Source organism: Exiguobacterium sp. K1, from assembly GCF_033721435.1.
Lineage (GTDB): Bacteria > Bacillota > Bacilli > Exiguobacteriales > Exiguobacteriaceae > Exiguobacterium_A > Exiguobacterium_A artemiae.
In genome coordinates this window covers 410713-436230 of the sequence record NZ_JAOTIT010000001.1, presented here as the reverse complement: position 1 = coordinate 436230, position 25518 = coordinate 410713, and the positions used below count along the sequence as shown (strand labels likewise).

The 25518-nt window shown below is 48.5% G+C and carries 28 protein-coding genes; 2 read left to right on the top strand and 26 right to left on the bottom strand.

All coding sequences use genetic code 11. The features are described 5' to 3' along the window. Window positions 1-52: 52 nt before the first annotated feature. The 15 genes from sucD to smc all read right to left on the bottom strand — a co-directional run bounded on the left by sucD (window position 53) and on the right by smc (window position 14429). Window positions 53-967 (bottom strand): succinate--CoA ligase subunit alpha, encoded by a 915-nt coding sequence (gene sucD, locus N7U64_RS02145; protein WP_012370760.1) that lies wholly within the window; start codon window positions 965-967, stop codon window positions 53-55. Window positions 968-980: 13 nt separating this feature from the next. Continuing rightward, entirely contained in the window at window positions 981-2141 is a 1161-nt protein-coding gene (sucC, locus tag N7U64_RS02140; RefSeq protein ID WP_318928235.1) for an ADP-forming succinate--CoA ligase subunit beta, read from the bottom strand. A gap of 88 nt (window positions 2142-2229) precedes the next feature. Further along, window positions 2230-2490 carry an EscU/YscU/HrcU family type III secretion system export apparatus switch protein gene (locus N7U64_RS02135; RefSeq protein WP_214763980.1) on the bottom strand — a complete coding sequence of 87 codons (261 nt, stop codon included), beginning with the start codon at window positions 2488-2490 and terminating at the stop codon, window positions 2230-2232. Continuing rightward, a complete protein-coding gene (locus tag N7U64_RS02130) occupies window positions 2487-3365 on the bottom strand; it encodes a hypothetical protein (protein ID WP_214848881.1) in 879 nt (292 codons plus the stop codon). Before N7U64_RS02130 ends, N7U64_RS02135 begins: the two co-directional genes overlap by 4 nt. A 13-nt stretch (window positions 3366-3378) precedes the next feature. Further along, entirely contained in the window at window positions 3379-4131 is a 753-nt protein-coding gene (locus tag N7U64_RS02125) for a ribonuclease HII (protein WP_318928230.1), read from the bottom strand. Between the two features lie 59 nt (window positions 4132-4190). Then, window positions 4191-5057: a ribosome biogenesis GTPase YlqF gene (gene ylqF, locus N7U64_RS02120; RefSeq protein WP_214848876.1), complete on the bottom strand. Its 867-nt coding sequence runs from the start codon at window positions 5055-5057 to the stop codon at window positions 4191-4193. Window positions 5058-5271: 214 nt separating this feature from the next. After that, on the bottom strand, window positions 5272-5811 hold the full coding sequence (lepB, locus tag N7U64_RS02115; protein WP_012370766.1) for a signal peptidase I: 540 nt from the start codon (window positions 5809-5811) through the stop codon (window positions 5272-5274). Window positions 5812-5911: 100 nt separating this feature from the next. Beyond that, window positions 5912-6265: a 50S ribosomal protein L19 gene (gene rplS, locus N7U64_RS02110; protein ID WP_012370767.1), complete on the bottom strand. Its 354-nt coding sequence runs from the start codon at window positions 6263-6265 to the stop codon at window positions 5912-5914. Window positions 6266-6377: 112 nt separating this feature from the next. Beyond that, window positions 6378-7106: a tRNA (guanosine(37)-N1)-methyltransferase TrmD gene (gene trmD, locus N7U64_RS02105; protein WP_318928227.1), complete on the bottom strand. Its 729-nt coding sequence runs from the start codon at window positions 7104-7106 to the stop codon at window positions 6378-6380. Then, on the bottom strand, window positions 7103-7612 hold the full coding sequence (rimM, locus tag N7U64_RS02100; RefSeq protein ID WP_214763942.1) for a ribosome maturation factor RimM: 510 nt from the start codon (window positions 7610-7612) through the stop codon (window positions 7103-7105). The genes trmD and rimM overlap by 4 nt, the downstream gene beginning before the upstream one ends. Before the next feature lie 89 nt (window positions 7613-7701). Further along, window positions 7702-7977: a 30S ribosomal protein S16 gene (gene rpsP / locus N7U64_RS02095; RefSeq protein ID WP_012370770.1), complete on the bottom strand. Its 276-nt coding sequence runs from the start codon at window positions 7975-7977 to the stop codon at window positions 7702-7704. A 95-nt stretch (window positions 7978-8072) separates the two neighbouring features. Beyond that, the gene (gene ffh / locus N7U64_RS02090) at window positions 8073-9425 is read right to left on the bottom strand and encodes a signal recognition particle protein (RefSeq protein ID WP_012370771.1); all 1353 of its coding nucleotides are present in this window, start codon (window positions 9423-9425) and stop codon (window positions 8073-8075) included. Between the two features lie 11 nt (window positions 9426-9436). Beyond that, window positions 9437-9757 (bottom strand): putative DNA-binding protein, encoded by a 321-nt coding sequence (locus tag N7U64_RS02085; protein WP_012370772.1) that lies wholly within the window; start codon window positions 9755-9757, stop codon window positions 9437-9439. 101 nt (window positions 9758-9858) lie between these two features. Next, window positions 9859-10863 (bottom strand): signal recognition particle-docking protein FtsY, encoded by a 1005-nt coding sequence (ftsY, locus tag N7U64_RS02080; RefSeq protein WP_318928223.1) that lies wholly within the window; start codon window positions 10861-10863, stop codon window positions 9859-9861. After that, window positions 10860-14429 carry a chromosome segregation protein SMC gene (gene smc, locus N7U64_RS02075; protein ID WP_318928221.1) on the bottom strand — a complete coding sequence of 1190 codons (3570 nt, stop codon included), beginning with the start codon at window positions 14427-14429 and terminating at the stop codon, window positions 10860-10862. The genes ftsY and smc overlap by 4 nt, the downstream gene beginning before the upstream one ends. 126 nt (window positions 14430-14555) lie before the next feature. On the opposite strand from smc, the gene N7U64_RS02070 reads away from it, so the two are divergent. Continuing rightward, window positions 14556-14756, top strand: a complete 201-nt coding sequence (locus N7U64_RS02070) for a DUF1128 family protein (RefSeq protein ID WP_012370775.1) — start codon at window positions 14556-14558, stop codon at window positions 14754-14756. A 50-nt stretch (window positions 14757-14806) separates the two neighbouring features. On the opposite strand, the gene rnc is transcribed toward N7U64_RS02070, so the two are convergent. The 11 genes from rnc to N7U64_RS02015 form a co-directional block, all read right to left on the bottom strand. Then, entirely contained in the window at window positions 14807-15577 is a 771-nt protein-coding gene (gene rnc, locus N7U64_RS02065) for a ribonuclease III (protein ID WP_012370776.1), read from the bottom strand. 58 nt (window positions 15578-15635) lie between these two features. After that, on the bottom strand, window positions 15636-15875 hold the full coding sequence (gene acpP, locus N7U64_RS02060; protein ID WP_012370777.1) for an acyl carrier protein: 240 nt from the start codon (window positions 15873-15875) through the stop codon (window positions 15636-15638). A 69-nt stretch (window positions 15876-15944) separates the two neighbouring features. After that, on the bottom strand, window positions 15945-16676 hold the full coding sequence (gene fabG / locus N7U64_RS02055) for a 3-oxoacyl-[acyl-carrier-protein] reductase (RefSeq protein ID WP_012370778.1): 732 nt from the start codon (window positions 16674-16676) through the stop codon (window positions 15945-15947). Then, window positions 16673-17593, bottom strand: coding sequence for an ACP S-malonyltransferase (fabD, locus tag N7U64_RS02050; protein WP_012370779.1), 921 nt, complete (start codon window positions 17591-17593; stop codon window positions 16673-16675). The genes fabG and fabD overlap by 4 nt, the downstream gene beginning before the upstream one ends. 13 nt (window positions 17594-17606) lie before the next feature. Continuing rightward, a complete protein-coding gene (plsX, locus tag N7U64_RS02045) occupies window positions 17607-18602 on the bottom strand; it encodes a phosphate acyltransferase PlsX (RefSeq protein WP_318928208.1) in 996 nt (331 codons plus the stop codon). After that, complete coding sequence (gene fapR / locus N7U64_RS02040; RefSeq protein ID WP_012370781.1) at window positions 18599-19168, bottom strand: transcription factor FapR; 570 nt, start codon at window positions 19166-19168, stop codon at window positions 18599-18601. The genes plsX and fapR overlap by 4 nt, the downstream gene beginning before the upstream one ends. An 85-nt stretch (window positions 19169-19253) precedes the next feature. Then, complete coding sequence (gene recG / locus N7U64_RS02035) at window positions 19254-21284, bottom strand: ATP-dependent DNA helicase RecG (RefSeq protein WP_318928206.1); 2031 nt, start codon at window positions 21282-21284, stop codon at window positions 19254-19256. Next, complete coding sequence (sdaAA, locus tag N7U64_RS02030; protein WP_026827977.1) at window positions 21268-22164, bottom strand: L-serine ammonia-lyase, iron-sulfur-dependent, subunit alpha; 897 nt, start codon at window positions 22162-22164, stop codon at window positions 21268-21270. The genes recG and sdaAA overlap by 17 nt, the downstream gene beginning before the upstream one ends. Before the next feature lie 4 nt (window positions 22165-22168). Next, the gene (gene sdaAB / locus N7U64_RS02025) at window positions 22169-22831 is read right to left on the bottom strand and encodes an L-serine ammonia-lyase, iron-sulfur-dependent subunit beta (protein WP_012370784.1); all 663 of its coding nucleotides are present in this window, start codon (window positions 22829-22831) and stop codon (window positions 22169-22171) included. A gap of 91 nt (window positions 22832-22922) precedes the next feature. Then, window positions 22923-24596, bottom strand: a complete 1674-nt coding sequence (locus tag N7U64_RS02020) for a DAK2 domain-containing protein (RefSeq protein ID WP_413230420.1) — start codon at window positions 24594-24596, stop codon at window positions 22923-22925. 25 nt (window positions 24597-24621) lie between these two features. Then, entirely contained in the window at window positions 24622-24984 is a 363-nt protein-coding gene (locus N7U64_RS02015) for an Asp23/Gls24 family envelope stress response protein (RefSeq protein ID WP_026827974.1), read from the bottom strand. 283 nt (window positions 24985-25267) lie between these two features. Between N7U64_RS02015 and rpmB the strand changes: the two genes are divergently transcribed. Continuing rightward, complete coding sequence (gene rpmB / locus N7U64_RS02010; protein WP_012370787.1) at window positions 25268-25456, top strand: 50S ribosomal protein L28; 189 nt, start codon at window positions 25268-25270, stop codon at window positions 25454-25456. The last annotated feature ends 62 nt before the right edge of the window (window positions 25457-25518 follow it).

The window sequence follows — 25518 nt, the reverse complement described above, 5'->3', positions numbered from 1 at the left end:
TTTTATATAGAAGAAAGCCGTCCTGATTAGATCAGGACAGCTGACATCTTGTTTAGTTCACAGTTGAACCTGTGACACATTCATCGTAAATACCGGCTTCTTTAATGACACGAATTAACGTCTCACCAATGATTGCTGGTGTTTCTGCCACTTCGATTCCGTTGGCACGAAGTGTTTTGATTTTTTCTGCAGCAGTTCCTTTACCACCTGAAATGATGGCACCGGCATGACCCATCCGTTTGCCTTCAGGCGCTGTTTGTCCACCGATGAATCCGATGACCGGCTTCGTCATGTTGGCTTTGACCCACTCTGCCGCTTCTTCTTCCGCCGTTCCACCGATTTCACCAAGCATGATGACGGCTTTTGTTTCCGGATCTTCATTAAACGCTTTGAGCGTATCGATGAAGTCTGTTCCGTTGACCGGATCGCCACCGATTCCGACTGCAGTGGATTGACCAATTCCTGCTGTCGTCAATTGATGAACCGCTTCGTACGTCAACGTTCCAGAACGAGAAACGATACCGACGTGACCTGGGGTATGAATGTATCCAGGCATGATTCCGAGTTTCGCAACGCCCGGTGTAATCACACCCGGACAGTTTGGTCCAATCAGGCGAACGGGTTTTCCGTCCAGGTAACGTTTTACTTTGACCATATCAAGAACCGGAATTCCTTCCGTGATACAGATGATCAAGGCGATGTTCGCATCTGCCGCTTCCATGATGGCATCCGCTGCAAATGCAGGCGGTACATAGATGATCGAAGCATTGGCACCTGTTTTTTCTACTGCTTGAGCGACTGTATCGAAGACCGGTACACCTAATACTTCTGTGCCGCCCTTACCTGGTGTCACACCACCGACGAGGTTCGTTCCGTAATCAATCATCTGTTCACCGTGGAACATTCCTTGATTCCCTGTAATTCCTTGAATGATGACTTTTGTTGATTCATTTACCCAAATACTCATCCTTAGCTCCCCCTTACTTCACGAGCGCAGCAATTTTTTCTGCGCCGTCTGCCATTGATGTAGCTGCTGTAATCGCTAGACCTGAATCTTTGAGAATTTGTTTTCCGGCATCGACGTTTGTTCCTTCGAGACGGACGACGAGTGGCAATTCTAAGCCCACTTCTTTTGTTGCTGCAACGATACCTTCTGCAATGACGTCACATTTCATGATTCCACCAAAAATGTTAACGAAAATTCCTTTGACGTTCTCATCCGACAAAATCAATTTAAAGGCTTCTGTTACTTTCTCTTTCGTCGCACCGCCGCCAACATCAAGGAAGTTTGCCGGATCGCCGCTGAAGTGCTTGATGATATCCATCGTCGCCATGGCAAGTCCTGCACCGTTGACGAGACATCCGATGTTTCCGTCAAGTGCAATATAGTTTAAGTCATTTTTAGAAGCTTCCACTTCGCGTGGATCTTCTTCCGTTTCGTCACGAAGTGCAACGACATCGGCATGACGGTATAACGCGTTTGAATCAAAGTTCAGTTTTGCATCAAGTGCCAAAACATCACCGTCTTTTGTTGTGACGAGTGGATTGATCTCAGCGATTGAACAATCTTTATCGACGAAGAATGTATACAATTTCGTCACCATGCCGACGAACTTGTTGACAAGCTTAACCGGAACACCCATTGCAAACGCCAGTTTACGCACTTGGAAAGCTTGTAAGCCGACTGCCGGATCCACTACTTCTTTGATAATTTTTTCCGGAGTTGCTTCTGCGACTTCCTCGATATCCATTCCGCCTTCACTTGAACCCATGATGACGACACGTCCCGTTACACGGTCAAGGACAATCCCGAGATAGTATTCTTTGTCAATCGCACAACCTTCTTCAACAAGAAGACGTTGAATGACTTTACCTTCTGGACCTGTTTGATGCGTGACGAGTGTTTTGCCGAGTAACTCTGTCGCGAATTCTTTCACTTCTTCTTGCGATTTAGCCAATTTAACACCACCGGCTTTACCGCGACCCCCTGCGTGAATCTGTGCTTTTACGACTTTGATCGGACCTGACAATTGTTCTGCTGCATCGACTGCCTCTTCGACTGTAAATGCTGCAATTCCGTTCGGAACAGGTACACCGTACGAACGAAGTAACTCTTTTGCCTGATATTCATGTACATTCATGAAAAAATCCCCCTTAACCCCTTTAGTTTCGGCTCTTTCATTGTAGTTAAAATTGGAAGCGCTGTCTATCGTTATCGACCGAAAGCATTTATTTCTTCAAAATTTCCGTTTGATCGAGCTGATATAAAAAGGCAAACAACTCGGCAATGACTCCGTATAATTCGTTTGGAATTTGTTCCGAGACTTGAACGGCATCGAGCAATGTAATCAGCGTCGCGTCTTCACGGATTGGAATGTTGTGCTGTAACGCCTCTTCAAGAATTCGTTCCGCGACCCGTTCCGATCCTTTCGCGACGACCTTAGGCGCCTGCATCTGTTCCTCATACGATAAGGCGATGGCTTTTTTCATATCTGATAGTCCACCCTTCCGTTTCGATCCGTCGGTTGAAATGAAATCCGTTCTTTTTCCGATTCGATCTGTTCAAAACGAATCAAATCATACCCTTGCTCGTGCAGACGCTGCTCGATAGTCGGCTGATAATGGGACATGAACGTTGCTATCCGCTCATCCGGATGAAAAACGGAAATCGCAATCTTTCGATCCGTAATTAATAAATCCAATGCGATTTCACCGGTTTTCGGCAGTTTTAAGTAAAAAGCGATGCGGGCGTGATCGGGATTAAATTCTTTTTGATCAAACGGCGCTTCCATTGTGACATCGACTTCCTCAAAAGGACCGAATTGCGGTAATTGAAACAAAAAAATACCGCGCCCGGTTTCATTCGTTGCTTGAATGACTTGTTGGGCGAGCACTTGATCACTGGTCTTCCGGTCCAATTGTCCTTCCGCCATGCCGTCCGCATGCCGAGCGAGTTGGACCAATTCGATGATTGCTTGTTTAAATGCCGTTCCGGATCCTTCCATCACTTTTTTCCCCAGCTGTTGCAACACATCCCGCGTCGTTTGCGGGATCGAGTCATTCGAAAAGTGGGTTAACCGGTTAAAGGCCGGTAAGACTGTCGCCTTATTTGGTGCGGACTCTTCTGCTACGATTTTTAGAACCGGTTGTCCATCTGTGCTCGTGACGGTAAAACGGTAGGTCGCACCTTCTTTCAGCTCGGCTGTCGTTCCTGCCGTCAAGACACGTTGACCAACCTGCAGTTCCATCAGACCGTCCGGAAGCAGCTTCAATACTTTGCCGATGACGTTGGCCCCTTCACGCAACGGTTGGTTGGTCGCATCAATGATTTTAAAAGGCAGTAAGGCCCGATGTTCAATTTGCACGATGGTTTACCCCCTAAAGTCGGTCGAGGACCGGTTTAAATGTCTTCCGGTGAATCGGTGTCACCCCGACACGATCGAGTGCCTGTAAGTGTTGTGCTGTCCCGTACCCGGCATGTTGATCAAAACCGTACTCCGGATAGAGAACGGCGTATTGTTCCATCATCTTATCCCGTGTTTCTTTAGCGATGACACTCGCCGCTGCAATCGAGACGCTCCGCGCATCTCCTTTGATCAGAGACTCTTGCGGAAAATCGACATCGAGTGTCATTGCATCCACTAACAAGGCATCCGGTGTCAACTGAGCAACAGCCTGTTGCATCGCTTGCTTCGAGGCCTGATAGATGTTGATCCGGTCGATCTCTTCCGGCTCGATGATACCGATTGCGACTTCTGCGACCTCCTGAATATGTTGATAAGCGGCGCTTCGTTGCTTTTTGGACATCTGTTTTGAATCCGTCAATCCGGGATGATAAAAGCCGGCCGGCAGGATGACGGCTGCTGCGACGACGGGACCGGCGAGCGGCCCACGGCCGACTTCATCCACTCCAGCGATTCGCTGATGCCCTTGTGCACGGTACCGGTCTTCGAACAGGGACCGCTCCTGGAACTGGACACGTTGCTGCTCTTCATGCAACAATCGACGTTCTGCTTGTTTCAGGGCCGTAACAACACCTTTTCGTTCATCTTCGGCGAATTCCCTTTTAATTTGTTCCAATTCTTCACGCGAAGCGTGTGCCAATCGGGTTTTGATTTCCGTTATGTTCATGACGTAGCTCCTTTTTGAAAAAAGCTTGGATTTCTCATGATGAGAAACCCAAGCCTGTCTTATTCTGTGACGGTTGCCCACTCTTCGACGGTCTCGAGCGTGACACGACCAATTTTCTCCGTCCGTAGCTCATGAAGCAACATTTCACTCGTCCGTTCAAAGTCGACATAACCGCCTGTTACGAAACCGCGGTTTTTACCGATCGCTTCGAGCACTTCGACGGCTTCACCTGACACATCCTGTAACCGATAACGGGCTTTCAGTTGCTCCGGATAACGGGACTTGAGCTCTCGGATTGCAAACAAGGCGATATCATCGATATTCAGGATATCATCTTTAATGGCACCCGTCGCCGCTAAACGGTAACCGACAAGCTGGTCATCGAACTTCGGCCAAAGAATTCCCGGTGTATCGAGTAGTTCCATTTCACCTGTTTTCATTTTGATCCATTGTTGACGTTTCGTTACACCTGGACGGTCGCCTGTGATTGCGATGTTCCGTCCGGCCAACCGATTGATCAAGGTTGATTTTCCGACGTTCGGAATCCCGATGATCAACGCGCGAATCGCACTCGGGTTCCGTCCCTTATCCCGCATCCGGTCATGTTTGTCTTTCATCAAGCGTAAGGCACCTTCATGAATCTGACCCAACCCTTTACTGTGCTTCGCATCCACGGCGATGACGTCGACACCGTCTTTACGGAGTGCCTGCATCCATTTTTCCGTCAGCCGGGCATCCGCCATATCTGATTTATTCAGGACGATCAGTCGTGGTTTGCCTGCTGTGATTTGTTCGACCATCGGATTACGGCTCGACATCGGTAAACGTGCGTCGACTAATTCGATGACGACATCAATCAATTTTAATTTTTCCGTCACTTCACGGCGTGCTTTCGCCATGTGTCCCGGGAACCATTGTATTGTCATTTCTTCCACCTCAAGTTTTCATAGTGCTTGGACTGCTAATAATGAACGATATATACGTCGTGTCCCGTGTTACCGATCCACTGTCTGTTCGAGAGAAACGATCCATTCTCTAGTATACGCAACTTTTCGACAGAAAAGAACCCTGTCCCCGTCCGAACAAAAAAACGAAGTCCACATTTTGTGAACTTCGTTTCTTGAAAGAGGATCTCCTTCATCAATCAACGGACCGGACATCATTAAACGGATAGAAGACGAAATTCGTCGTACCGACGATTTGATCCTCATCCACAAAACCGATATCCCGGCTGTCTTTCGAGTTTTGACGGTTATCCCCCATCACAAATACTTTTCCTTTTGGAACCGTTTTTTGTGCTGTTTTTTCTTCCAATGTAAAGTCTTCTGTTAAAGGAACACCGTTCATCTGTGCCTTAAATTCATTCAGATAAGGTTCCTCGACTTTTTTATCGTTGACGTATAACGTATCATCTTTGTAGTACATCGTATCACCTGGAACAGCAATCACACGTTTGATGTAGTCCCGTGTTTCTGTCGCATGGAAGACCACGATGTCCCCCCGTTCCGGTTCATTGAAATAATAAGGAACCTTATTGACAATCATTCGGTCCGAATTGTGTAAGGTCGGCATCATCGATTCGCCGTCCACAATAACCGGGACGAATAAAAACGTTCGGATGATGAACGCAATTACGAGCGCCACGACCAGCGCCTTAATCCAACTAAATAACTCCTTCACGCGTTCCACTCCTTCAACTCAATCTCTTGCCTAAACCTAGTATACGCATAAACGATAAAAAAAAGAAGCTTGTCCGGAGACAAGCCACTTTTTCACATGATTAACGACGAATTTCTTTAATACGAGCCGCTTTACCACGAAGGTTACGGAGGTAGTAAAGTTTCGCACGACGGACTTTACCGTAACGAACGACTTCGATTTGCGCAACACGTGGTGAGTGAAGCGGGAATGCACGCTCAACGCCAACTCCGTAAGAAATCTTACGAACTGTAAACGTTTCGCTGATGCCGCCACCGTGACGTTTGATGACTACGCCTTCGAAAAGCTGGATCCGCTCACGCGTTCCCTCGACGACTTTAACGTGGACGCGGACTGTATCACCAGGACGGAATGCAGGGACGTCTGACTTGATTTGTTCTTGTGTAATTTCACGGAACAATTGTTGTGTGTTCATGAATGATTTCTCCTTTTTTCACCAATGTTCGTATCTTCATTTGCCTCTGGCATCCAACAGCGGAACATCGTTAATAGGTGGCTTTTGCCACATGTTTTAACTTATCACAGTTTCAGTCGTTTGACAATCCTGAAATTGATTGCAGGTAACGGCGGTCGGTCTCGGACAGGTCGGCCGTTTCGAGTAAATCCGGTCGCCGCTCAAGCGTCCGTCTCAATGCCTGTTCACGGCGCCACGTTTCAATCCGGGCATGATTACCCGACAATAAAACTTCCGGGACCGTCAAACCGCGAAAATCAGCCGGCCGTGTGTAATGCGGGTATTCGAGCAGACCGGTCGAAAACGAGTCGTCTTCATGGCTCGCGGCCTTTCCGAGAACATCCGGCAACAGGCGGACCGTCGCATCGATCATCGTCATGGCTGCAAGTTCGCCGCCGGTCAGAACAAAATCGCCAAGTGAGACTTCATCTGTCACCAGTTCATCATGAACCCGTTGGTCGAACCCTTCATAATGACCGCATAAAAAGACAAGATCCGTTTCTTTGGACCATTCTTCCGCAAGACGTTGATCAAACCGACGCCCTGTTGGTGTCAACGCAATGATACGCCGTTTTGCTTCAGGCAAGTCGGCGATTGCGTCAAAAATCGGTTGGGGCGTCAATAACATGCCTGCCCCACCGCCGTAGGGGGAATCATCGACACGACCATGACGATTCGTCGAGTAGTCCCGGAAATTGACATAGTTGAGTTCAATCCGTTTCTCCTCTTGCGCACGGGCGACAATCGAGTGATTCAGTGCCGTGAACATTTCCGGAAATAGCGTCAGGACCGTGATGTTCATCCTTCTATCAAACCCGGTAACGGTGTGATTTGAATCCGTTTGGCTTCGACGTCAATTGAAGCGACGACTTGTTCGATATAGGGAATCAGCACATCTTTTTTGCCGGGACGTTTGATCGTCCAGACGTCGTTTGCACCCGTCTCGAGAATCTCGGATACGACACCAATTTCATCCTCACCGTCAAAGACGGTACAGCCGATGATTTCATGGTAATAAAATTCATGTTCTCCGAGCTCTTGTAAGGCTTCCGGATGCACATACAGTTTCAAGCCTTTATATTTCTCGACATCATTGATGTGTTGCATGCCTTTGAACGTCACCATGATGAATTGTTTATGTTTGCGGTAACTGCTAATCGTAAACGGCGTGTAGATTCCGTTCGACTCAAGAAATACCTCATTACCGACTTTAAAACGCTGTTCCGGAAAATCCGTGCTTGCGAGGAGTTTCAATTCGCCTTTCAAACCGTGCGTGTTGGCGATTTTTGCGACTTCCAACCATTCCATCTGTTTCACTTCCTTATCCACAAGTCTTATTTCTTGTTATTATTTTGCCATACAAAAAGGAGGTAAGCTTTCGCTCACCTCCAATCGTCTTACTTCGCGAGTTTCGCGTTGTGGAATTTCTCCATGATACCAGCTTTTGAGAAGAGGTTACGAACTGTGTCCGAAGGTTTAGCACCTTCAGCGAGCCATTTAAGAGCAAGCTCTTCGTTAAGTTTTACTTCTGCTTCTGGTTTAGCAACCGGGTTGTAGTATCCGATTTGCTCGATGAAACGACCATCACGTGGTGCACGTGAGTCTGCTACTACCACACGGTAGAAAGGTGATTTGTTTGCGCCCATGCGCTTAAGACGAATTTTAACTGCCATTCGTAAGTCCCTCCAAATAATAAATAATTTTTTTTCGTTTAGTCAAATTGACAACTTCACTAGTATACAACGTTCCAGCAAAAGTGAAAAGACTTTTAGAAGAATGGGAGGCCAAAGCCGCCTTTCTTTTTCCCTTTGCCCATTTGGCCGGAGAATTGTTTCATCATCTTCCGCATGTCTTCAAATTGCTTAATCAATCGGTTTACTTCTTGAATGCTGCGACCACTGCCGCGCGCAATCCGTTTCCGACGACTGGCATTGAGAATTTCCGGTTCAGTCCGCTCTCGTTTTGTCATCGATTGAATAATCGCTTCGACATAGACGAGTTGCTTCTCATCGATTTGGGCATTTTTCAGACCCTTCATCTTTCCTTTACCGGCACCCGGAATCATTCCTAACAACTCATCCAAAGGACCCATCTGTTTCACTTGCTGTAACTGCTCGATGAAATCGTCAAACGTGAACGATGCATCGCGCATTTTGCCTTCGAGCTCTTTGGCGCGTGTTGCGTCCATTTGAGACTCCGCTTTTTCAATCAGCGTCAGCATATCTCCCATGCCGAGAATCCGTGACGCCATCCGCTCTGGATAGAATGGCTCGATTGCGTCCAGCTTCTCTCCAAGACCGACGAATTTAATCGGTGCTCCGGTGACTGCCTTGATGGAGAGTGCTGCTCCGCCTCGAGTATCCCCGTCGAGCTTCGTCAAGACGACACCTGTCACACCCAGCTTTTCATTAAAGCTTTGCGCGACATTGACAGCGTCCTGACCCGTCATTGAATCGACGACAAGGAAAATTTCATTTGGTTTGGCGATTTCTTTCACATCAACCAGTTCCTGCATCAGGTCCTCGTCGATATGTAAGCGTCCCGCCGTATCGATCAACACGATATCGTGGTGATGCTCTTTTGCATAGTCGAGAGCGTTCGTAACAATCTCTTGTGGACTGACCTGATCTCCCATTGAGAAAACCGGCAGTTCGAGTTGTTTCCCTAACGTCTCGAGCTGTTTGATCGCAGCCGGTCGGTAAATATCCGCTGCGACGAGCAGTGGACTGCGATTTTGTTTCTTCCGTAAATGATTCGCGAGTTTTCCGACCGTCGTCGTCTTACCTGCCCCTTGTAAACCGGTCATCATGATGACGGTTGGCGGACGGTTCGATAACGTCAACGGAGAAACTTCTGACCCCATCAGTTTCGTCAATTCGTCATGGACGATTTTGACGACTTGCTGACCTGGTGTGAGAGACGTCATGACATCTTGCCCGACTGCACGTTCTTTCACATCATTTACGAATTGTTTGACGACTTTGAAGTTGACGTCAGCTTCTAATAACGCAAGGCGGACCTCACGCATCATTTCTTTTACGTCCGCTTCAGAAATCTTACCTTTACCCCGCATTTTAGCGAGGCTGGCTTGAAGCCGTTCCGATAATCCTTCGAATGCCATGAAATTGCCCCCTACTCTAATTGCTCAAGTGCCGCAATGGTCACGTGAGCTTCGCTCGGAAGGTCAAGTTGCTTTAACTGATCAAGGAGTAACTTTCTCTGTTCATACTTTGCAAACAGACCCAGTCGTTCTTCATATTGTTCAAGCATCGCTTCCGTACGTTTTATGTTGTCGTAGACTGCTTGTCGGCTGACTTCAAACTCATCGGCGATCTCACCTAACGAAAAGTCATCCAGATAATAGAGTGACATATAATTCCGTTGTTTCGGCGTCAAAAGCTCCTGATAAAAGTCAATCAGATAATTCATCCGGTTCGTCTTATCAAGTGTCATTCGAGCACCTCCACGGTTGTTAAGTGAAATTCCTTTACAGATAGTATAGTACAGCCCTCACAGTGTGTTGTCAAGTTTTTTTCTTTACAAGGAAATCGAGGTCAGTCCTCTTCTCGGACTTCTTCGACTGTTTCTTTTTCTTCAAAGACATCCCCGAATAATCCATAGACGAATTGTTCGGCATCGAACGGTTGTAGGTCATCGATTTTTTCACCGAGACCGACGAATTTCACCGGCAGATCCAGCTCATTCTTAATCGCAAGAACGATTCCGCCTTTCGCCGTTCCGTCAAGCTTCGTCAGAACGATCCCGCTGACATCGGTCGCCTGTTTAAAGGCTTTGGCTTGAACCATTGCATTTTGACCGGTCGTCGCGTCAAGTGCAAGCAATACTTCATGTGGTGCTCCCGGGATTTCCCGTTCGATGACACGTTTTACTTTTTCAAGTTCATTCATTAAATTGACTTTGTTTTGCAGACGGCCGGCCGTATCGCAAATCAGGACATCGACACGGCGTGCTTTTGCGGCCTGGACAGCATCATAGATGACTGCCGCCGGATCCGATCCTTCTCCCTGACGGATGACCGGAACACCGGAACGTTCACCCCAGACTTGAAGTTGGTCGATTGCACCGGCCCGGAATGTATCGCCGGCTGCGAGCATTACCGTTTTGCCTTCGTTTTTCAGACGATTCGCCAGTTTACCGATTGTCGTCGTTTTCCCGACGCCGTTGACACCGACAAATAAGATCACATTGAGTTCATGACTGAGATCAAGTTCGGACTCTTCTTCTTCCACCAGCATGCTCGCGACGACTTCGACAAGTACGTCACGCACTTCTTTTGTATCCTTGACGTTTTTACGTTTGACTTCAATTTTTAACTTTTCGACAAGATCCATCGTCGTCGTGACACCGACATCGGCCTGAATCAATACTTCTTCCAACTCTTCGAAAAAATCTTCGTCGACTTCCCGGAAGCGGTAGACGAGATCATTGACGGCATTCGCCAGTCCGTCCCGTGTTTTCGTCAAACCTTCCGTAAACTTCGATGTCACTTCTTGTGTCGAAGTCGTCAACCGGTCTTTTAACTTTTTAAAGAAACTCATTTTTTTATCCCCTTTGGTTCTACTTCTTCGCTTAATGTCCGTCTCGCTTCTTCCAGTTTAACGGATAATACTTCGGAAATACCGTTTTGTTGCATCGTCACACCATACAGGACATCAGCTGACTCCATCGTTCCCTTACGGTGGGTGATGATGATGAACTGGGTCTCACGTGCCAGTTGATGAACGAACTCTCCGAATCGGGCGACATTCGCCTCATCGAGGGCTGCTTCGACCTCATCAAGAACACAGAACGGTACCGGGCGTGTTTTTAAGATGGCAAACAATAAAGCAATCGCTGTCAGCGCTCGTTCTCCGCCTGACAACAAGGACAGGTTCTGTAACTTTTTACCGGGCGGTTTAGCCACGATATCAATACCGCTTGTCAACAGATCCGTAGGGTCGACGAGAATCAAGTCGGCCTCCCCGCCGCCAAACAGTTCACGGAACGTTTCCCGGAAATGTTCCCGGACCGCTGTGTACGTCTGTTTGAACAGCCGGATTACTTCCCGGTCCATTTCTTCAATGACCACATATAAATCGGTCTTCGCACTGACCAGATCGTCGCGTTGCGTGGACAGGAACGTAAAACGTTGATCGACTTCGGCAAATTCTTCAATCGCACCAAGATTGACAATCCCGATTTCCTCGAGTTGCCGCTTCAGAAGATGCAATTCTTCCTTCGCCTCCTCGAATGAAATCGTCAGCGGTTGAATCAACTCAGCGACCAGTCCCATTTCTTCAAGTGTCTCGTGGCGGGTTTCAAGGCGTGTACTGAGCCTTCCCTGAGTAAGCCGGGCTTGATCGAGCCGCTGTGTCGTTCCTTGCCGGGCTTCTGTCAGTTTCGCTTCCTGGATCCGTAACAGACGTAAGTTTTCTGCTGCCTGCTGAATTTCTGCCGTCACAAGCGTTAATTCACGCTCGACTGAAGCTTGTTCCTGTTGCATCTGCGTTTTCTCAGTGTGCAGGGCATCAATCTTCGCTTCGTCGAATCCTTCCAGGACATGCTTCAGATCACGGCGTTTATGACTTCTTTCTAATTTTGCATGACTCAATGTCTCACGGAGACGTGTTACCTCGCGGTCGATCTGGTCATGTGTCATGCTGACAGTCCGTTCCTCAAGCAAGGCTTCCGCTTGCTGTTGCTTCAATTCTTCGACCGCAACTGCTCCGCGTGACTGCGCTTCCTTCAGTTGATCGATTGCTTGCCGCAATTCCGCTTGCCGGTTCGTTAACTGTTCTATGTCCTGCTCTGATGCCGCGATGATGGATTTCGCCTCTGCCGCTTGTTCAGCGAGACGAGTCAATTGACCGTCGTGGACCGATAATTCAGAAGCTGTGACGGCGAGACTGCGTTTCGCATCCGTGTAAGCTTCGCGAACACTTTCCAATTGTGCTTGAACCAATTGAATATCACGGGTGTTTGTTTCAAGCGAGTCGACGAGTTGTTGCATGGCTGTTTTCATTTCATCACGTCGCCGCTCTTGTTCACGAATGACGGCTTGACCTTGTTTCAATCCTGTCTGCAACTCTTCTAGTTCACGGGATTGGCTGAAGAGCGGTGTCCCCTTTTTACGACTGCCTCCCGTCATCGATCCGCCGACGTTAACGACATCACCCTCGAGCGTCACGATCCGGTAACGGTGCCCGGTTGAACGGGCGATGGCATTGGCTTGTTCAAGTGATTCGACGACGAGTGTCGTCCCGAGCAGATTATCTTTTAGTTTCGTAAAGTCTTCCCGCGTCGTGACTAGCTGACTTGCGACACCGAGATATCCAGGCATCCCTGACACGCTTTGCTGAACGGAAGCGCTCAGTTCCCGGCGCTGAATCGACGAGAGCGGCATAAACGTCGCCCGCCCGGCATTCAGCCGGCGCAACTCTTGGATCAGTTTCCGTCCGGTCACATCGGTATCGACGACGACGTTTTGCATCGCGCCGCCTAGTGCGGTCTCAATCGCTGCCTCGAAGCGGGCGGGAACGGTGATCAGTTCTGCGACGGCACCGTGGATTCCGGCAATCCGGTCCCGCTGTTTTAAAACGGTTTTGACGGCTCCGAAATAACCACTGTAGTCGGCTTTGACGGATTCCAAAAATTCAATCCGGTCTTCGGTCTTATCGCGGCGTCGGTGGAGATCGATGATCGATTGATCCGTTTGACGTAATGTCTCTTGTTGCTGACGATGCTGGTCTTGCTGTGTCTTTTCTTCCTGACGCAATGTTTCCAAGCGATTCCGTAATTCTTCTACCTGCTGAGCAAGACGGATGGTTTCCGCTTCATACGTCGAACGATCCGTTTGTTTCGAGCCGACGTTTTCCGAAAAGCTCCGTTGCTGCTCTTCTGCATGTAACAGATCTTGTTGCGCCCGATGGTATGCATTGGTCGTCGCTGCCAACCGGCTCGCTACTTCAAACGCTTCCGAACGCAATTGTTCGGCTTCTTTTTCAAAGTCCCGGTCGGAGTAAGATAAGGCGGCATCGGCTTGTTCCCGTTTTGCGACTGTTTGAAGATACAATTGTTGTGTCTCTTGCTGTTGCTTCAGCACCGTCTGTTCTTCTTGTTCGATTTGTGCTACCCGTTGTTCTGCAACCGTTACTTCCTGTTCGAGACGCGCCTTCATTTCCGCTCCGTGCTTTTCCCGTTCTTTCGCCAGGTTTAAAGCCCCTTCGATTTCAACGAGTTTCGTCGATACGAGCCGCAGGCGGTCCTGCATTTCCGTTTCTAAGCGCCGCTTCTCTTCTAACGATGTTTCTTGTGTTTCCCTTGTCGCTATTGTTTCTTGCAACCGCTCCTGCTCCGCAAGCAGTTGGGCTTGGCAGGATTCGATTTCCGTCGACACGTCAGTGAGTTGCGTCATATACTGCTCGATTTCGGTCGCAATGATTCCCCGTTCCAAGAAGTCATACCGTTCACGGGCTACTAAAAATTCTTTTGCCAGTGACGCTTGTTCCCGTAACGGCTCAATTCGTCCACCCAGTTCGTACAGAATATCATCGACACGGGAAAGATTTGTTTCTGTATCCGTCAGCTTTCTTTCGGCTTGTTTTTTACGGTTCCGGTATTTCAAAACACCGGCCGCCTCTTCGATGACGGAGCGCCGTTCTTCCGGTTTTCCGGAAATGACTTGTTCGACTCGTCCTTGACCGATGATGGCAAATGCATCGCGGGACAATCCGGTATCCATAAATAAATCGAGCACGTCTTTCAAACGACACGGTTTTTTATTTAAGAAGTAGTCACTGTCTCCGTTTCGCGTGACACGCCGCGTCACATTGATTTCTTGATACGGCAAAGCGACCGTACCCGATTCATTGTCGAGCACGAGCGTGACTTCCGCAAATTGTTTCCGGTGTTCCGAGATACTTCCGGCAAAGATGACATCTTCCATCTTCGCACCGCGTAATGATTTAGCCGACTGCTCACCGAGCACCCAGCGCACTGCATCCGATATATTGGACTTCCCGCTGCCATTTGGTCCGACGACAGCCGTGACTCCCGGAAGGAAGTCGAGCTCCGTCCGACTAGCAAATGACTTGAAGCCATTGATTTCAATTCGTTTTAAGTACATCTTGACCACCCATATGTTTAAATTTCTTTTTGATTTTCTTTTAGTTTACCATAGCCGAAAGGTCTACAAAATGGTAGCTTTTATGGTAATGTTAGGCTTAAAGAAATGAAGAGGAGATTTTAAGACATGACAATTGAACAAATGATCGTAGAGATCCTGGATAAATTGAACATCATTAACAAAGGCGTCATCAAGGCGGAACAATTCGACGGAACAAAAAACGACGATTTAAAAGAGATTTATGATTTCGTCATGATGCGTGAGTCGTTGACATTGGCAGAAGTCGATGCCATCGTCGATGAACTGAAATCACTGAAAACTGTTTAAGATTGCTCACAAAAAGGCACTCCATTTGAAATGGGTGCCTTTTTTTCGTGTCAAAAGCTGTTTTTCAGTTCAAGCAAGGCTTGTTTGGCAGCCTGCTGTTCCGCTTCTTTTTTCGAGCGGCCGGTCCCGATGCCTTCCAGTTTATCCGCGATGTGCACGCGTGAAATAAACTCCCGACTGTGTGCCGGTCCGCGTTCTTCGATGATTTCATACTCGATCTGTCCCAGTCCGACCCGTTGGATCGCTTCTTGGAGCTGACTTTTAAAATCAGTTTGTTCTTCAAAAAATCCAGACGCCACTTTCGGAAAAACCGCTTCGGCGAGGAATCGTTCTGCAGCTTCAATCCCTTGGTCGAGGTATAAGGCACCGATGAAGGCTTCAAATACATCCGCGAGTAGTGCCGGACGATTTCTTCCCCCTGTCAGTTCCTCTCCTTTACCAAGTAGAATCATTTCGGAAAACTCATAATGATTCGCGAACTGGACCAGTGACGGCTCACAGACGATGGCCGCACGCAGCTTTGTTAATTCCCCCTCGGAACGTTCCGGGTAGTGTTGAAAGAGATAACGGGAGACTGTCAATTCAAGTACCGCGTCACCCAGAAATTCAAGACGTTCATTATCCCCGTCTGATTCACGCTGCTCATTCACAAACGAAGAATGTGTAAATGCTTGCTTTAATAGTTCTACATTCGCAAAATGAATGTCCAGCCGTTCCTGGAGCTGTCCGAACTTCTGTTCAATTTGCGCCAAAGCCCGTGAGTCTTTGCGTCGCTTTACATAGGGTCCTTTTCGGACACGACGTCCTTTTTGATTCGTCATAATGCCTCCTAAACAGCTAAATCCCACCGCAAATACGCGGTGGGTTCAGCTTCATATATTAGACTTGTGTTTCGATGTAGCTAACGACATCGCCAACTGTTTTTAAGTTTTCTGCTTGGTCATCTTCGATTGTGATTTCGAATTTATCTTCGAGATCCATTACGAGTTCCATGACTTCAAGTGAATCTGCTCCGAGATCGTCTTTAAACGATTTGTCGAGTGTGATTTCACTCTGTTCTTTACCTAATTTCTCTGCGATTGCTTCTTGCACGTCTACTAAAATTTGTTCTTTTGTCATTTTAAAATCCCTCCATGAGTTGAGTATATAAGATGATTGCCAATTTGGCAAAGTACTACCACAGTTCACTTACATTGTCATGCCGCCATCGACTGCCAAAGTTTGACCAGTGATGTAACGGGCATTGTCTGACGCGATAAAACTGACGAGCGATGCGATATCGTCCGTCTGACCAAATCGTTTTAACGGAATTTGATCGAGCGTCTGATTACGTTGCGCTTCTGTCAATTCATCCGTCATATCGGTTTCAATAAAACCGGGACAAATCGCATTCGCCGTAACGCCTTTACTTGCCAGTTCGCGTGCGACCGACTTCGTAAATCCGATCAGCCCCGCTTTCGCCGCCACATAGTTGGCTTGACCGGGATTACCGGTGATGCCGACGACGGAAGCGATATTGATGATGCGACCGCTCGTTTTTAATAATGGCCGCGTCGCCGCTTGTGTCACAAGAAACGCACCTTTTAAGTTGGTGTTCAGAACCGCATCAAAATCTGCTTCTTTCATTCGCATTAACAGACCGTCACGCGTGATTCCGGCATTGTTGACGACACAATCCAACTGACCGTAAGTATCCAGTGCCGTTTTCAGCAATGCCTTGACTTGTTCGGCATCAGCCACGTCTGCCTGGACGGCGATGGCCTCACCGCCCGCATCGACGATGGCCGAAACGACTTCTTCTGCTTTTGCTGTATTCCCGGCGTAGTTCACGACGATCCGGAATCCGTCTGCCGCCAACCGTTTGGCGATAGCGGCTCCGATTCCACGTGATGCGCCGGTGACGAGTGCTACCTTATTCAACGAATCGCCTCCGCTTCTAATTGTTCAAGTGTCGTGATACTGACAATCTTGACGTCTTTTTTAATCCGCTTGACGAGACCGCTGAGAGGGGACGACGGACCGAATTCGATGAATGTATCCGCACCTTCTGCAATCAATTTTTCCACACAGGCTTCAAAACGAACCGGTGAATACAATTGTTGGACGAGTAAACGGATCAATTCATCCGGCTGATCGTGGAAATCACTGTCAACATTCGAGATGAATTTCGTTTTTGCCGCCTGAAATGGTGAAGAAACCAAGATATCTTCGAACCGTGAGGCAAACGGTGTCATTAACGACGAGTGGAACGCTCCTGATACATCAAGCGGCAGGACACGTTTCGCGCCCAACTCTTTTAATTTCGCAGTCGCCGTCTCGACAGCTGCAACTTGTCCTGAAATCACGAATTGCCCCGGACAGTTGTAGTTGGCGATTTGAACGATTTCTCCCGTTGCCGCAATGGACTCGACAGCATGATGGGCTGCTTCGACATCGTTTAGACCGATGACAGCTGCCATCGTCCCGCCCGTCACTTGATTCATCAGATTTCCTCGTTCGCGTACGAGATAGACCGCTTCACTTGCCGTCAACACAGATGCGGCAACGAGGGCACTGTACTCTCCGACGCTGTGTCCGAGTACGAAGTCCGGCCGGTGACCAAGCGCCGCATAACGATTCGCAAGCAGCGTGCTGTGTGCAACGATGGCAGGTTGTGCGATTTCCGTCGGTTTCAAATCTTCTTTTGTCCCTGTCGTCAACAGATCCGTTAAATCAAGACCAATCCGTGTCCCGAGGTCCATCAATGCTTGACGTGACTCTTCATGATGGAGAAGTGTTTGTCCCATGCCTGGCATTTGTGATCCTTGACCTGGGAACATCCAAACCGTTTTACCCATCCGTCTCACCCCTTTAGATTTCTTTCGTTGTTTTTGCCTCGATGATTTTTGTAACTACCTGCTGTTCGACCATCTGCTCTGCTTGTACCAACGCCCGGCTGAACGCGTAGGCATTACTCGAACCATGGGCTTTGATGACCGGAGCGGCAATTCCGAATAATCCGGCTCCGCCGTATTCTTCATAGGCAAGCAGTTGTTTCATTTTTTTCAGCTTCGGTTTTAAAATCAAAGCCGCGATTTTTGAACTGAATGAACTCATGAATTGTTCTTTCATGACGCCCATGATCATACTGGCGGCGCCTTCTGTACTCTTTAACAGCGTGTTTCCGGCGAAACCTTCCGTCACGATGACATCTACTTCCCCGCTCATCGCTTCTCGCGCTTCGACATTCCCGACAAAATGGATGGGCGCGGTCTCAAGCAGAGGATAAGTCTCTTTCGTCAGGGCATTCCCTTTACCGGCTTCTGATCCGATATTCAGCAAGGCCACTTTCGGCTGTTTGATTCCTCTGACTTGTTCTGCGTAGACCGACCCCATGATCGCATAATCCAAAAGATGTTCGGCTTTTGCATCTGGATTGGCACCGACATCTAAGATGACGACCCCTTTTCCATTTCGTGTCGGGAACGTCGGCGCTAATGCCGGACGGTCAATCCCTTCGATCCGACCAATCACGAACAATCCGGCTGTCATGAGTGCACCCGTGTTGCCTGCTGAAATCAAAGCATCTGCTTCTTTTGATTTCACCAGGTTTGCAGCCACCACGAGTGAGCTGTCTTTCTTGCGACGGATTGCTCGGACCGGTTCGTCTTCTCCGGTAATGACGGATGCGGCGTGAATGATTTTCACACGTGGATCCTTGATGTCATACGAACGTAATTTTAATTCGTCGCCGACCAGACGGATTTCAATCTGTTCCGTCGGACGCTCCGCTAAAAATTGAACGACTCCTTCTACGATGGCGCGTGGAGCATGATCTCCTCCCATTGCGTCTACTGCTAAAATCATTTTGACTCCTCCTTACTACTTCGATACACCGTAAATTCACCGATGAACACACACTCATCGCCGACAAAACTCTCGACGTTGATGTCCGATCGGCCATCCTGCCGGTGCGAACTGACGAATGCTTTTGCCACGACACGTTCACCGACGTGAACGGACCGTGTAAACTGGACGTTGGCTTTTGTCGTCAAAGCCAGTTCATCATCAATCAAGGCGATCGCTAATGAATTGGCTTGGGCAAACAAAATATGTCCGCGGGCAATGGCATTTCGGCTGAACGCGTGTTCCGGAAGGATTTCTAAAATCGAAATCGCCGATGTATCCAGTTTCAGGTCAATCATATCACCAATGACTTCATTTTCAGTCAATGTACGCACATCATCTAGCCGTTCCGTCGCGACGTGTTTAATCCGTTCACGTAATTCCGGAATCTTCATTTCCATCCGATCCAGTCGAATTGTCTGGATACTGACGTTGAAATGAGTGGCTAATGCTTCATCCGTAATGAACGGATTTTGTTCAATTGTATGCTGTAGTTCAGTTTGTCGCTCTTTTTTAGGTACCCGCATGTACGTTCCTCCCACAAGAAGGATGACTACCATTATTACCTGGTACTAATAGTAGTATATATCCCTTGTTGTTCACTTTCAAGTATTATTCGATTCTTTCTCCGTCCAGCAGTCCCTGCTGTTCGATATATCGGCGTAAAACCGCGTACTCCGGATGTTGCCAAAAGGCATCGGAACGGAGCAGACGAACCGCGTCGTTTCGTGCAGTCTCCATCACCTGGATGTCAAGTGCCGGATCTGTCAGCACAAATCGGGGCAAGCCGCTTTGCTCGGTTCCGAAGAAGTTCCCGGCCCCTCGTAATTCCAAATCTTTTTCAGCTAGCTTAAATCCGTCGTTTGTTTCTGTCATCGTTTTAATCCGTTCTTTTCCGGTGTCGGAAGACGGATCGGCAATCAGGATACAAAATGATTGGGCAGCTCCCCGCCCGACCCGACCACGTAACTGGTGCAATTGTGCCAAACCAAACCGTTCCGCGTCGTAAATGACGATGATCGAGGCATTCGGAACGTTGACGCCGACTTCGACGACGGTCGTCGAGACAAGAACTTGGACTTGATTTTCCTTAAAGGCCTGCATGACGTCGTCTTTTTCGGACGAACTGAGCCGACCGTGCATCAATCCGACACGCTGTGCGGAAAACCGTTCCGTCAAAAGCACGTGCAGTTCGATTGCATTTTGAACATCAAGCGATTCAGATTCCTCAATCAGTGGCGTGATGACATACGCTTGATGACCGAGCAGTAACTCTTTTTCGACAAACCCGAAAACCCGTTCCATTTGTTCCGGTTTTGCCCAATAAGTTTCAATTTCTTTTCTTCCTGCCGGCATCTCGTCAATGATTGAGACATCCATATCGCCAAACACGGAAATTGCTAGCGTCCGTGGGATCGGTGTCGCTGTCATGTAAAGAACATCTGCCTGTTCTGCTTTCGCTCGCAGGCGTTTTCGTTGTTCGACTCCAAACCGGTGTTGTTCATCCGTTATGACGAGATGAAGGTCCTTGAAGACGACCGTATCTTGAATCAAGGCATGGGTCCCGACCAATACGTCGATTTCCCCTTGCCGTAACGCTTCCAGCAGAAGGAGCCGGCTTTTCCCTTTGACGGAACTCGTCAATAATCCGACTTTAATGCCGAGCGGCTCGAGGAGCGGCGCAAGTGAAGAGGCATGCTGTTCCGCTAAAATTTCTGTCGGAACCATTAAGGCTCCTTGTTTATTCGCACGGACCGCTGCAAAGAGGGCAATCGCCGCCACGACTGTTTTTCCGCTTCCGACGTCTCCTTGGAGAAGCCGGTTCATCCGTTCCGCTCGATGCATGTCAGCCAAAATTTCGTCCGTCACCCGCTTTTGTGCTCCGGTGAGAGGAAACGGTAATGTGGCAATGAATTGATCGATTTCTTGCTGGAACAACGGTAAAGCAAGACCCTGTCCCTTTCGTTTCCCAAGGCGTAACGTCTGTAACTTCAGTTGGAAGTACAGACATTCTTCATAGACATAACTTCTCCGGGCAGTCGTCAAATCTTGCCGGGTTGTCGGGAAGTGCAACCGACGCAACATCGTCATCCGGTCCAGCAGTCGATATGTCTTACGAATGTTCTCCGGAATTCGTTCCTCGAGCGCTTCGCATTCGGCAAAAGCCAGTTCGACGACCCGCCGGAACGTCTTCATCCGCATGTCCCCTTTGAGCGAATAGACCGGTGTCAATTCCCCTTCAATCGCTCCGAATTGTAATTCTGTCGCTGAGATCGTCATCCGGTGTAAATCCCATTTGCCGCTGACCGTTACTTCTTCTCCGAGTTTCAACTGATCTTTATAAAAGGCACGGTTGAACATCGTCACAGTGACGCTGTAACGGTCTTCGACAAGCAGACGGAACGTGAGTCGGTTTTTTCCTTTTCCGTAATACCGGACAAGCGCTTCCGATTGAACCTGTCCTGTGAATTTCACCTTGTCTTCATGGATTGCCTCTGTCAGACTGCCGGTCACAAAATCGTCATAACGAAACGGGACGTGCTCAAGCACGTCCGCAATCGTCAGCATATCCATTTCTTCGAGTTTACGGGCTAAATCGCGCCCGACTCCTTTTAAGGCGGTTACTTTATTTGATGGATTCATTCGAGAGTTCCCCAAAGATTTTTGATTCGAGCCAACGCCCTGTCGGTGTGTTGGCGAGTCCGCCTTTCGCGGTTTCCCGTAAGGCGGACGGCATCATTTGACCGATTTCATACATCGCTCCGATGACTTCGTCACACGGAATCCGTGACGTGATACCGGCTAACGCCATATCGGCTGCAACAAGCGCGTTCGCTCCACCCATGGCATTTCGTTTCACACATGGTACTTCAACAAGTCCGGCAACCGGATCGCAGACGAGTCCGAGCATGTTCTTAAGGGCAATCGCAAACGCGTGGGCCGATTGATCAGGTGTTCCACCTGCCATTTCAACGATTGCCGCCGCTGCCATGGCAGTTGCCGAACCGACTTCCGCCTGACATCCGCCTGCCGCGCCGGAAATGGACGCGTTGTTCGCTACAACAAAACCGAACGCACCGGATGTAAACAGGAAGCGCAGCATCTGTTCGCGGCTCGGATTCAAACGTTCCCGAACTGCAAATAACGTTCCCGGAACGACGCCTGCACTACCGGCTGTCGGTGTCGCACAGATTTTTCCCATGGCCGCATTGACTTCATTTGTGCCGATTGCCTTACTGACGGCGTCTAACAACAGATCGCCGGATAAGCCTTGCCCGCTTGCCCGGTATCGCTGTAACAACACAGCATCGCCGCCGGTCAGACCAGTGACCGATTCGACACCGTCCCCTGTCAGCGACCGTTCGACCGCTGCTTCCATGACTTCAAGATTCCGTTCCATCATCCCGAGGACTTCATCCCGTTCAAGATGCCGGACCGTCATTTCCTGTTCGATCATGATTTCTGAAATCGGTACATTTTTTTCAGTCGCCAGTGCGACGAGTTCTTTTACGGATTTAAACATCTCTTCACTCTCCCATCATGACAGAACGCTCGACTTGTGGTAACCGGTTGATTTCTTCGAGTACGGCAGTCGGCATCCGGTCGTCGATTTCGATCGCCATCAATGCCTGCTTGCCTTTTTCGTGACGCGATACTTCCATGTGACCGATATTGATTTCATAATCGGCCAAAATACTTGTGACGGCTGCGATGGCCCCGAAGCGGTCATGGTGCAGGACGATCAGGGCCGGTCCACCGCCTGACAACTTCAACGGTACTCCGTTCAACTCGGTAATCTCAATCGTTCCCCCGCCGATTGAAATCCCTACGAGCTCAAACTCCGCCTGTCCATCCGTTAAATGAACACGTGCCGTATTCGGATGATCCGTCAGTGCCTCACTTGTTTCAAAATGAATCCGGATTCCTTTTTGTTCCGCAATCTTGATTGATTCCGGAATCCGGTCGTCAAACGTATCATAGCCGAGGACACCGCCGATAATGGCGACGTCCGTTCCGTGTCCCCGGTATGTGTCCGCAAATGACCCATAAAAGGTGATCGTAATATCCGTCGGCTGCTCGCCAAACAATTTCCCCGCCATCAATCCAATCCGTGCTGCCCCCGCCGTATGCGAACTGGATGGTCCGACCATGATTGGACCGATGATATCAAATACACTCCGATACTTCATCTTCTTTTCCCCTCTCTTTCAACTAAACAAAAATCCCACCTCTATTATCGCAGATGGTGGGATATGTGAAAAGGTACGTTCACGTTTTATATTATTCGACGCTTAAGATATACGAGTAGAGCGGTTGTTTTCCGTCATGGACTTCTACTTCCGCTTCCGGATTGATGGATTCGATGTAAGCGACAAGTTCGTCAACTTCTTCTTGTGCCACTCCTTCACCAAACAGGACCGTGATGATTTCATCTTCGTCTGTCACAAGTGTATCCACGAGTTTCTTGACAGCCCCGAGGCTCGAATGATCCGTTGCGATGATTTGTTTTTCGGCAATCGCCATATGATCGTCTTTTTTAATCTCGACACCATCGATGCTTGTATCGCGGACGGCATATGTGACTTGACCGGATTTAACGGCTGCGATCGCATCCGTCATATGACGTTCGTTTTCAGCGACTGTCGCTTCCGGATTGTAGACGATGGTCGCCGCCAGTCCTTGAGGTACGGTCTTCGACTTCACGACCGTCACCCCACAAGAAGCAACTGATGCCGCTTGTTCTGCTGCCATGATGATATTCGAGTTGTTCGGATAGACGTAGACGTGTTCCGCATGGGCATCTTCAATTGCTTTGACGATGTCTTCCGTTGACGGGTTCATCGTTTGTCCGCCTTCGATGACGACACTGACGCCAAGTGATTTAAAGAGTTCGCTGATTCCTTCACCCATTGCTACCGTTACAAGCGCTGACTGGGCTTTTGCTTTTGTCGCAACCGGAGCCGCCACTTGATTGACGCCTTCTTCTTCGAGGATCGTCGAGTGCTGTTGACGCATATTTTCAATCTTGACGGCAACAAGTTCACCAAAACGTTGACCTTTCGTGATGACTTCACCCGGTGTTTCCACATGTACATGAACCTTCAGTAACTCTTCGTCTGCAACGACGAGTAATGAATCACCGAATTCCGCGAGTTCGTTCCGGAATGCTTCTTCACTGAACGGCGTATCTGCTAATTTATCGTCCTGGAAACGCACCATGATTTCCGTGCAGTAACCGTAATGAATTTCTTCCGTCGACATGAAGCTTTGAGCCGATTTGTGATGCTCTGCTTCGACGAGTGCTTCCATGACAGGCGCATGCGGTTTCTCAAGCTCTTTCCCTTCGAGGGTCGCAAGGAATCCTTCATAGATACAAACCAGTCCTTGACCACCGGAATCGACGACGCCGACTTCTTTAAGTACAGGTAGCAAGTCCGGTGTGCCTTCGAGCGATACTTTCGACGCTTCAACGATACCGCGCATCAACTCTAGTAAATCGGTCGTTGTCTCGGACTGGGCAATCGCTGCGACAGCTGTCTCGCGTGCCACTGTCAAAATCGTTCCCTCGACAGGTTTCATGACTGCTTTATAAGCTGTATCGACCCCTTTTTGCAGGGCATCTGCGAATTCCTTTGTATCAATCGCATCTTTTCCTTCGATTGATTTTGAGAAACCACGGAACAATTGACTTAAGATAACACCTGAGTTCCCGCGTGCGCCCATTAAAAGACCTCGTGCAAAGACCGTGGCAACTTCTGAGACCGAGTCTGTTGTTGTTTTGGCCGCTTCTTTTGAACCCGACGTCATCGTCAAATTCATGTTTGTTCCCGTGTCACCATCTGGGACCGGGAAAACGTTCAGCGAATCGACAAAATCCGCATTTTGATAGAGATTCGCTGCGCCATTCTGAATCATCTTGACCAGTTGCGCTCCTGTTAAACGATCTACACTCACTAAAGTTTCCTCCTCTATTCCCGCCTTAGACATTCGTCAAGCGGACTCCTTGGACAAAAATATTTACAGATGTCACTTCTAAACCAAGTGCCTGGCTGAGTGAATACTTCACACGGCTCTGGACGTTGTTTGCGACTTCTGAGATTTTCGTACCGTAACTAACAATGATATGCATATCGATGTGAACTTGTTCCGATACCTGACGTACGATGACACCGCGTGCAAAGTTTTCGCGTTTCAGCAGTTCAGCCAACCCGTCTTTGATTTGTGACTGGGACGCCATACCAACGACACCAAAACATTCCATCGCCGCTCCGCCTGCAAGTTGCGCAACGACATCGTTGTCTACATCAATTTTTCCATAGGTCGTTTTCATCTCGATCGCCACCTGAGTAGCCCCCTTTGTTAATTGTGTTCTTCCCATAATTCTACTATAAGGACCTACTATTGAAAAGTCGCCGTACTGACTATACAATGAATATGTGAAAAATAGTAGCGGTCAAATGAACTTTTACCATCATCCTCATTCATTATTTTAAATTTTGAGGTTGTCTGTCAAGTTTTTTTCTTGTCAGCTACTTTTTTTATGTTGCAACCGTCTTAACAGCATGCTAAGATAGCAAAGTGTCTATTAGGACGAACGCAAAACAACATAAAAGGAGGCGGAACACATGGCACGTAAATGCTACGTTACTGGGAAATCGCCGAAGTCGGGAAACAACCGTTCACACGCATTGAACAAAACGAAACGCACTTGGGGAATCAACGTACAAAAAGTACGTATTCTCGTTGACGGTAAACCTAAAAAGGTTTGGGTTTCAGCTCGAGCGCTCAAATCAGGTAAAGTCGAACGCGTATAAGGCGCAGTAACCGGATGGGAATCTTCCCTTCCGGTTCTTTTTTTGTTCTTTTTTTATTTTTC

Bases quoted from the DNA above. Each gene is read 5' to 3' on its own strand.
- N7U64_RS02135 (WP_214763980.1), bottom strand. From the start codon at position 2,490: ATGAAAAAAGCCATCGCCTTATCGTATGAGGAACAGATGCAGGCGCCT.
- rimM (WP_214763942.1), bottom strand. From the start codon at position 7,612: ATGGAATGGTTGGAAGTCGCAAAAATCGCCAACACGCACGGTTTGAAA.
- N7U64_RS02125 (WP_318928230.1), bottom strand. From the start codon at position 4,131: ATGAACATAACGGAAATCAAAACCCGATTGGCACACGCTTCGCGTGAA.
- sucD (WP_012370760.1), bottom strand. From the start codon at position 967: ATGAGTATTTGGGTAAATGAATCAACAAAAGTCATCATTCAAGGAATT.
- sdaAB (WP_012370784.1), bottom strand. From the start codon at position 22,831: ATGAAGTATCGGAGTGTATTTGATATCATCGGTCCAATCATGGTCGGA.
- plsX (WP_318928208.1), bottom strand. From the start codon at position 18,602: ATGATTTTAGCAGTAGACGCAATGGGAGGAGATCATGCTCCACGCGCC.
- trmD (WP_318928227.1), bottom strand. From the start codon at position 7,106: ATGAACATCACGGTCCTGACGCTATTTCCGGAAATGTTCACGGCACTG.
- smc (WP_318928221.1), bottom strand. From the start codon at position 14,429: ATGTACTTAAAACGAATTGAAATCAATGGCTTCAAGTCATTTGCTAGT.
- ftsY (WP_318928223.1), bottom strand. From the start codon at position 10,863: ATGAGTTTCTTTAAAAAGTTAAAAGACCGGTTGACGACTTCGACACAA.
- fabD (WP_012370779.1), bottom strand. From the start codon at position 17,593: ATGGGTAAAACGGTTTGGATGTTCCCAGGTCAAGGATCACAAATGCCA.
- N7U64_RS02085 (WP_012370772.1), bottom strand. From the start codon at position 9,757: ATGACACTTGATAAGACGAACCGGATGAATTATCTGATTGACTTTTAT.
- ylqF (WP_214848876.1), bottom strand. From the start codon at position 5,057: ATGACAATACAATGGTTCCCGGGACACATGGCGAAAGCACGCCGTGAA.
- recG (WP_318928206.1), bottom strand. From the start codon at position 21,284: ATGAATCCATCAAATAAAGTAACCGCCTTAAAAGGAGTCGGGCGCGAT.
- N7U64_RS02070 (WP_012370775.1), top strand. From the start codon at position 14,556: ATGACAATTGAACAAATGATCGTAGAGATCCTGGATAAATTGAACATC.
- sdaAA (WP_026827977.1), bottom strand. From the start codon at position 22,164: ATGTTTAAATCCGTAAAAGAACTCGTCGCACTGGCGACTGAAAAAAAT.
- acpP (WP_012370777.1), bottom strand. From the start codon at position 15,875: ATGACAAAAGAACAAATTTTAGTAGACGTGCAAGAAGCAATCGCAGAG.
- rplS (WP_012370767.1), bottom strand. From the start codon at position 6,265: ATGAACACACAACAATTGTTCCGTGAAATTACACAAGAACAAATCAAG.
- sucC (WP_318928235.1), bottom strand. From the start codon at position 2,141: ATGAATGTACATGAATATCAGGCAAAAGAGTTACTTCGTTCGTACGGT.
- fapR (WP_012370781.1), bottom strand. From the start codon at position 19,168: ATGCGGGTACCTAAAAAAGAGCGACAAACTGAACTACAGCATACAATT.
- rnc (WP_012370776.1), bottom strand. From the start codon at position 15,577: ATGACGAATCAAAAAGGACGTCGTGTCCGAAAAGGACCCTATGTAAAG.
- rpmB (WP_012370787.1), top strand. From the start codon at position 25,268: ATGGCACGTAAATGCTACGTTACTGGGAAATCGCCGAAGTCGGGAAAC.
- ffh (WP_012370771.1), bottom strand. From the start codon at position 9,425: ATGGCATTCGAAGGATTATCGGAACGGCTTCAAGCCAGCCTCGCTAAA.
- rpsP (WP_012370770.1), bottom strand. From the start codon at position 7,977: ATGGCAGTTAAAATTCGTCTTAAGCGCATGGGCGCAAACAAATCACCT.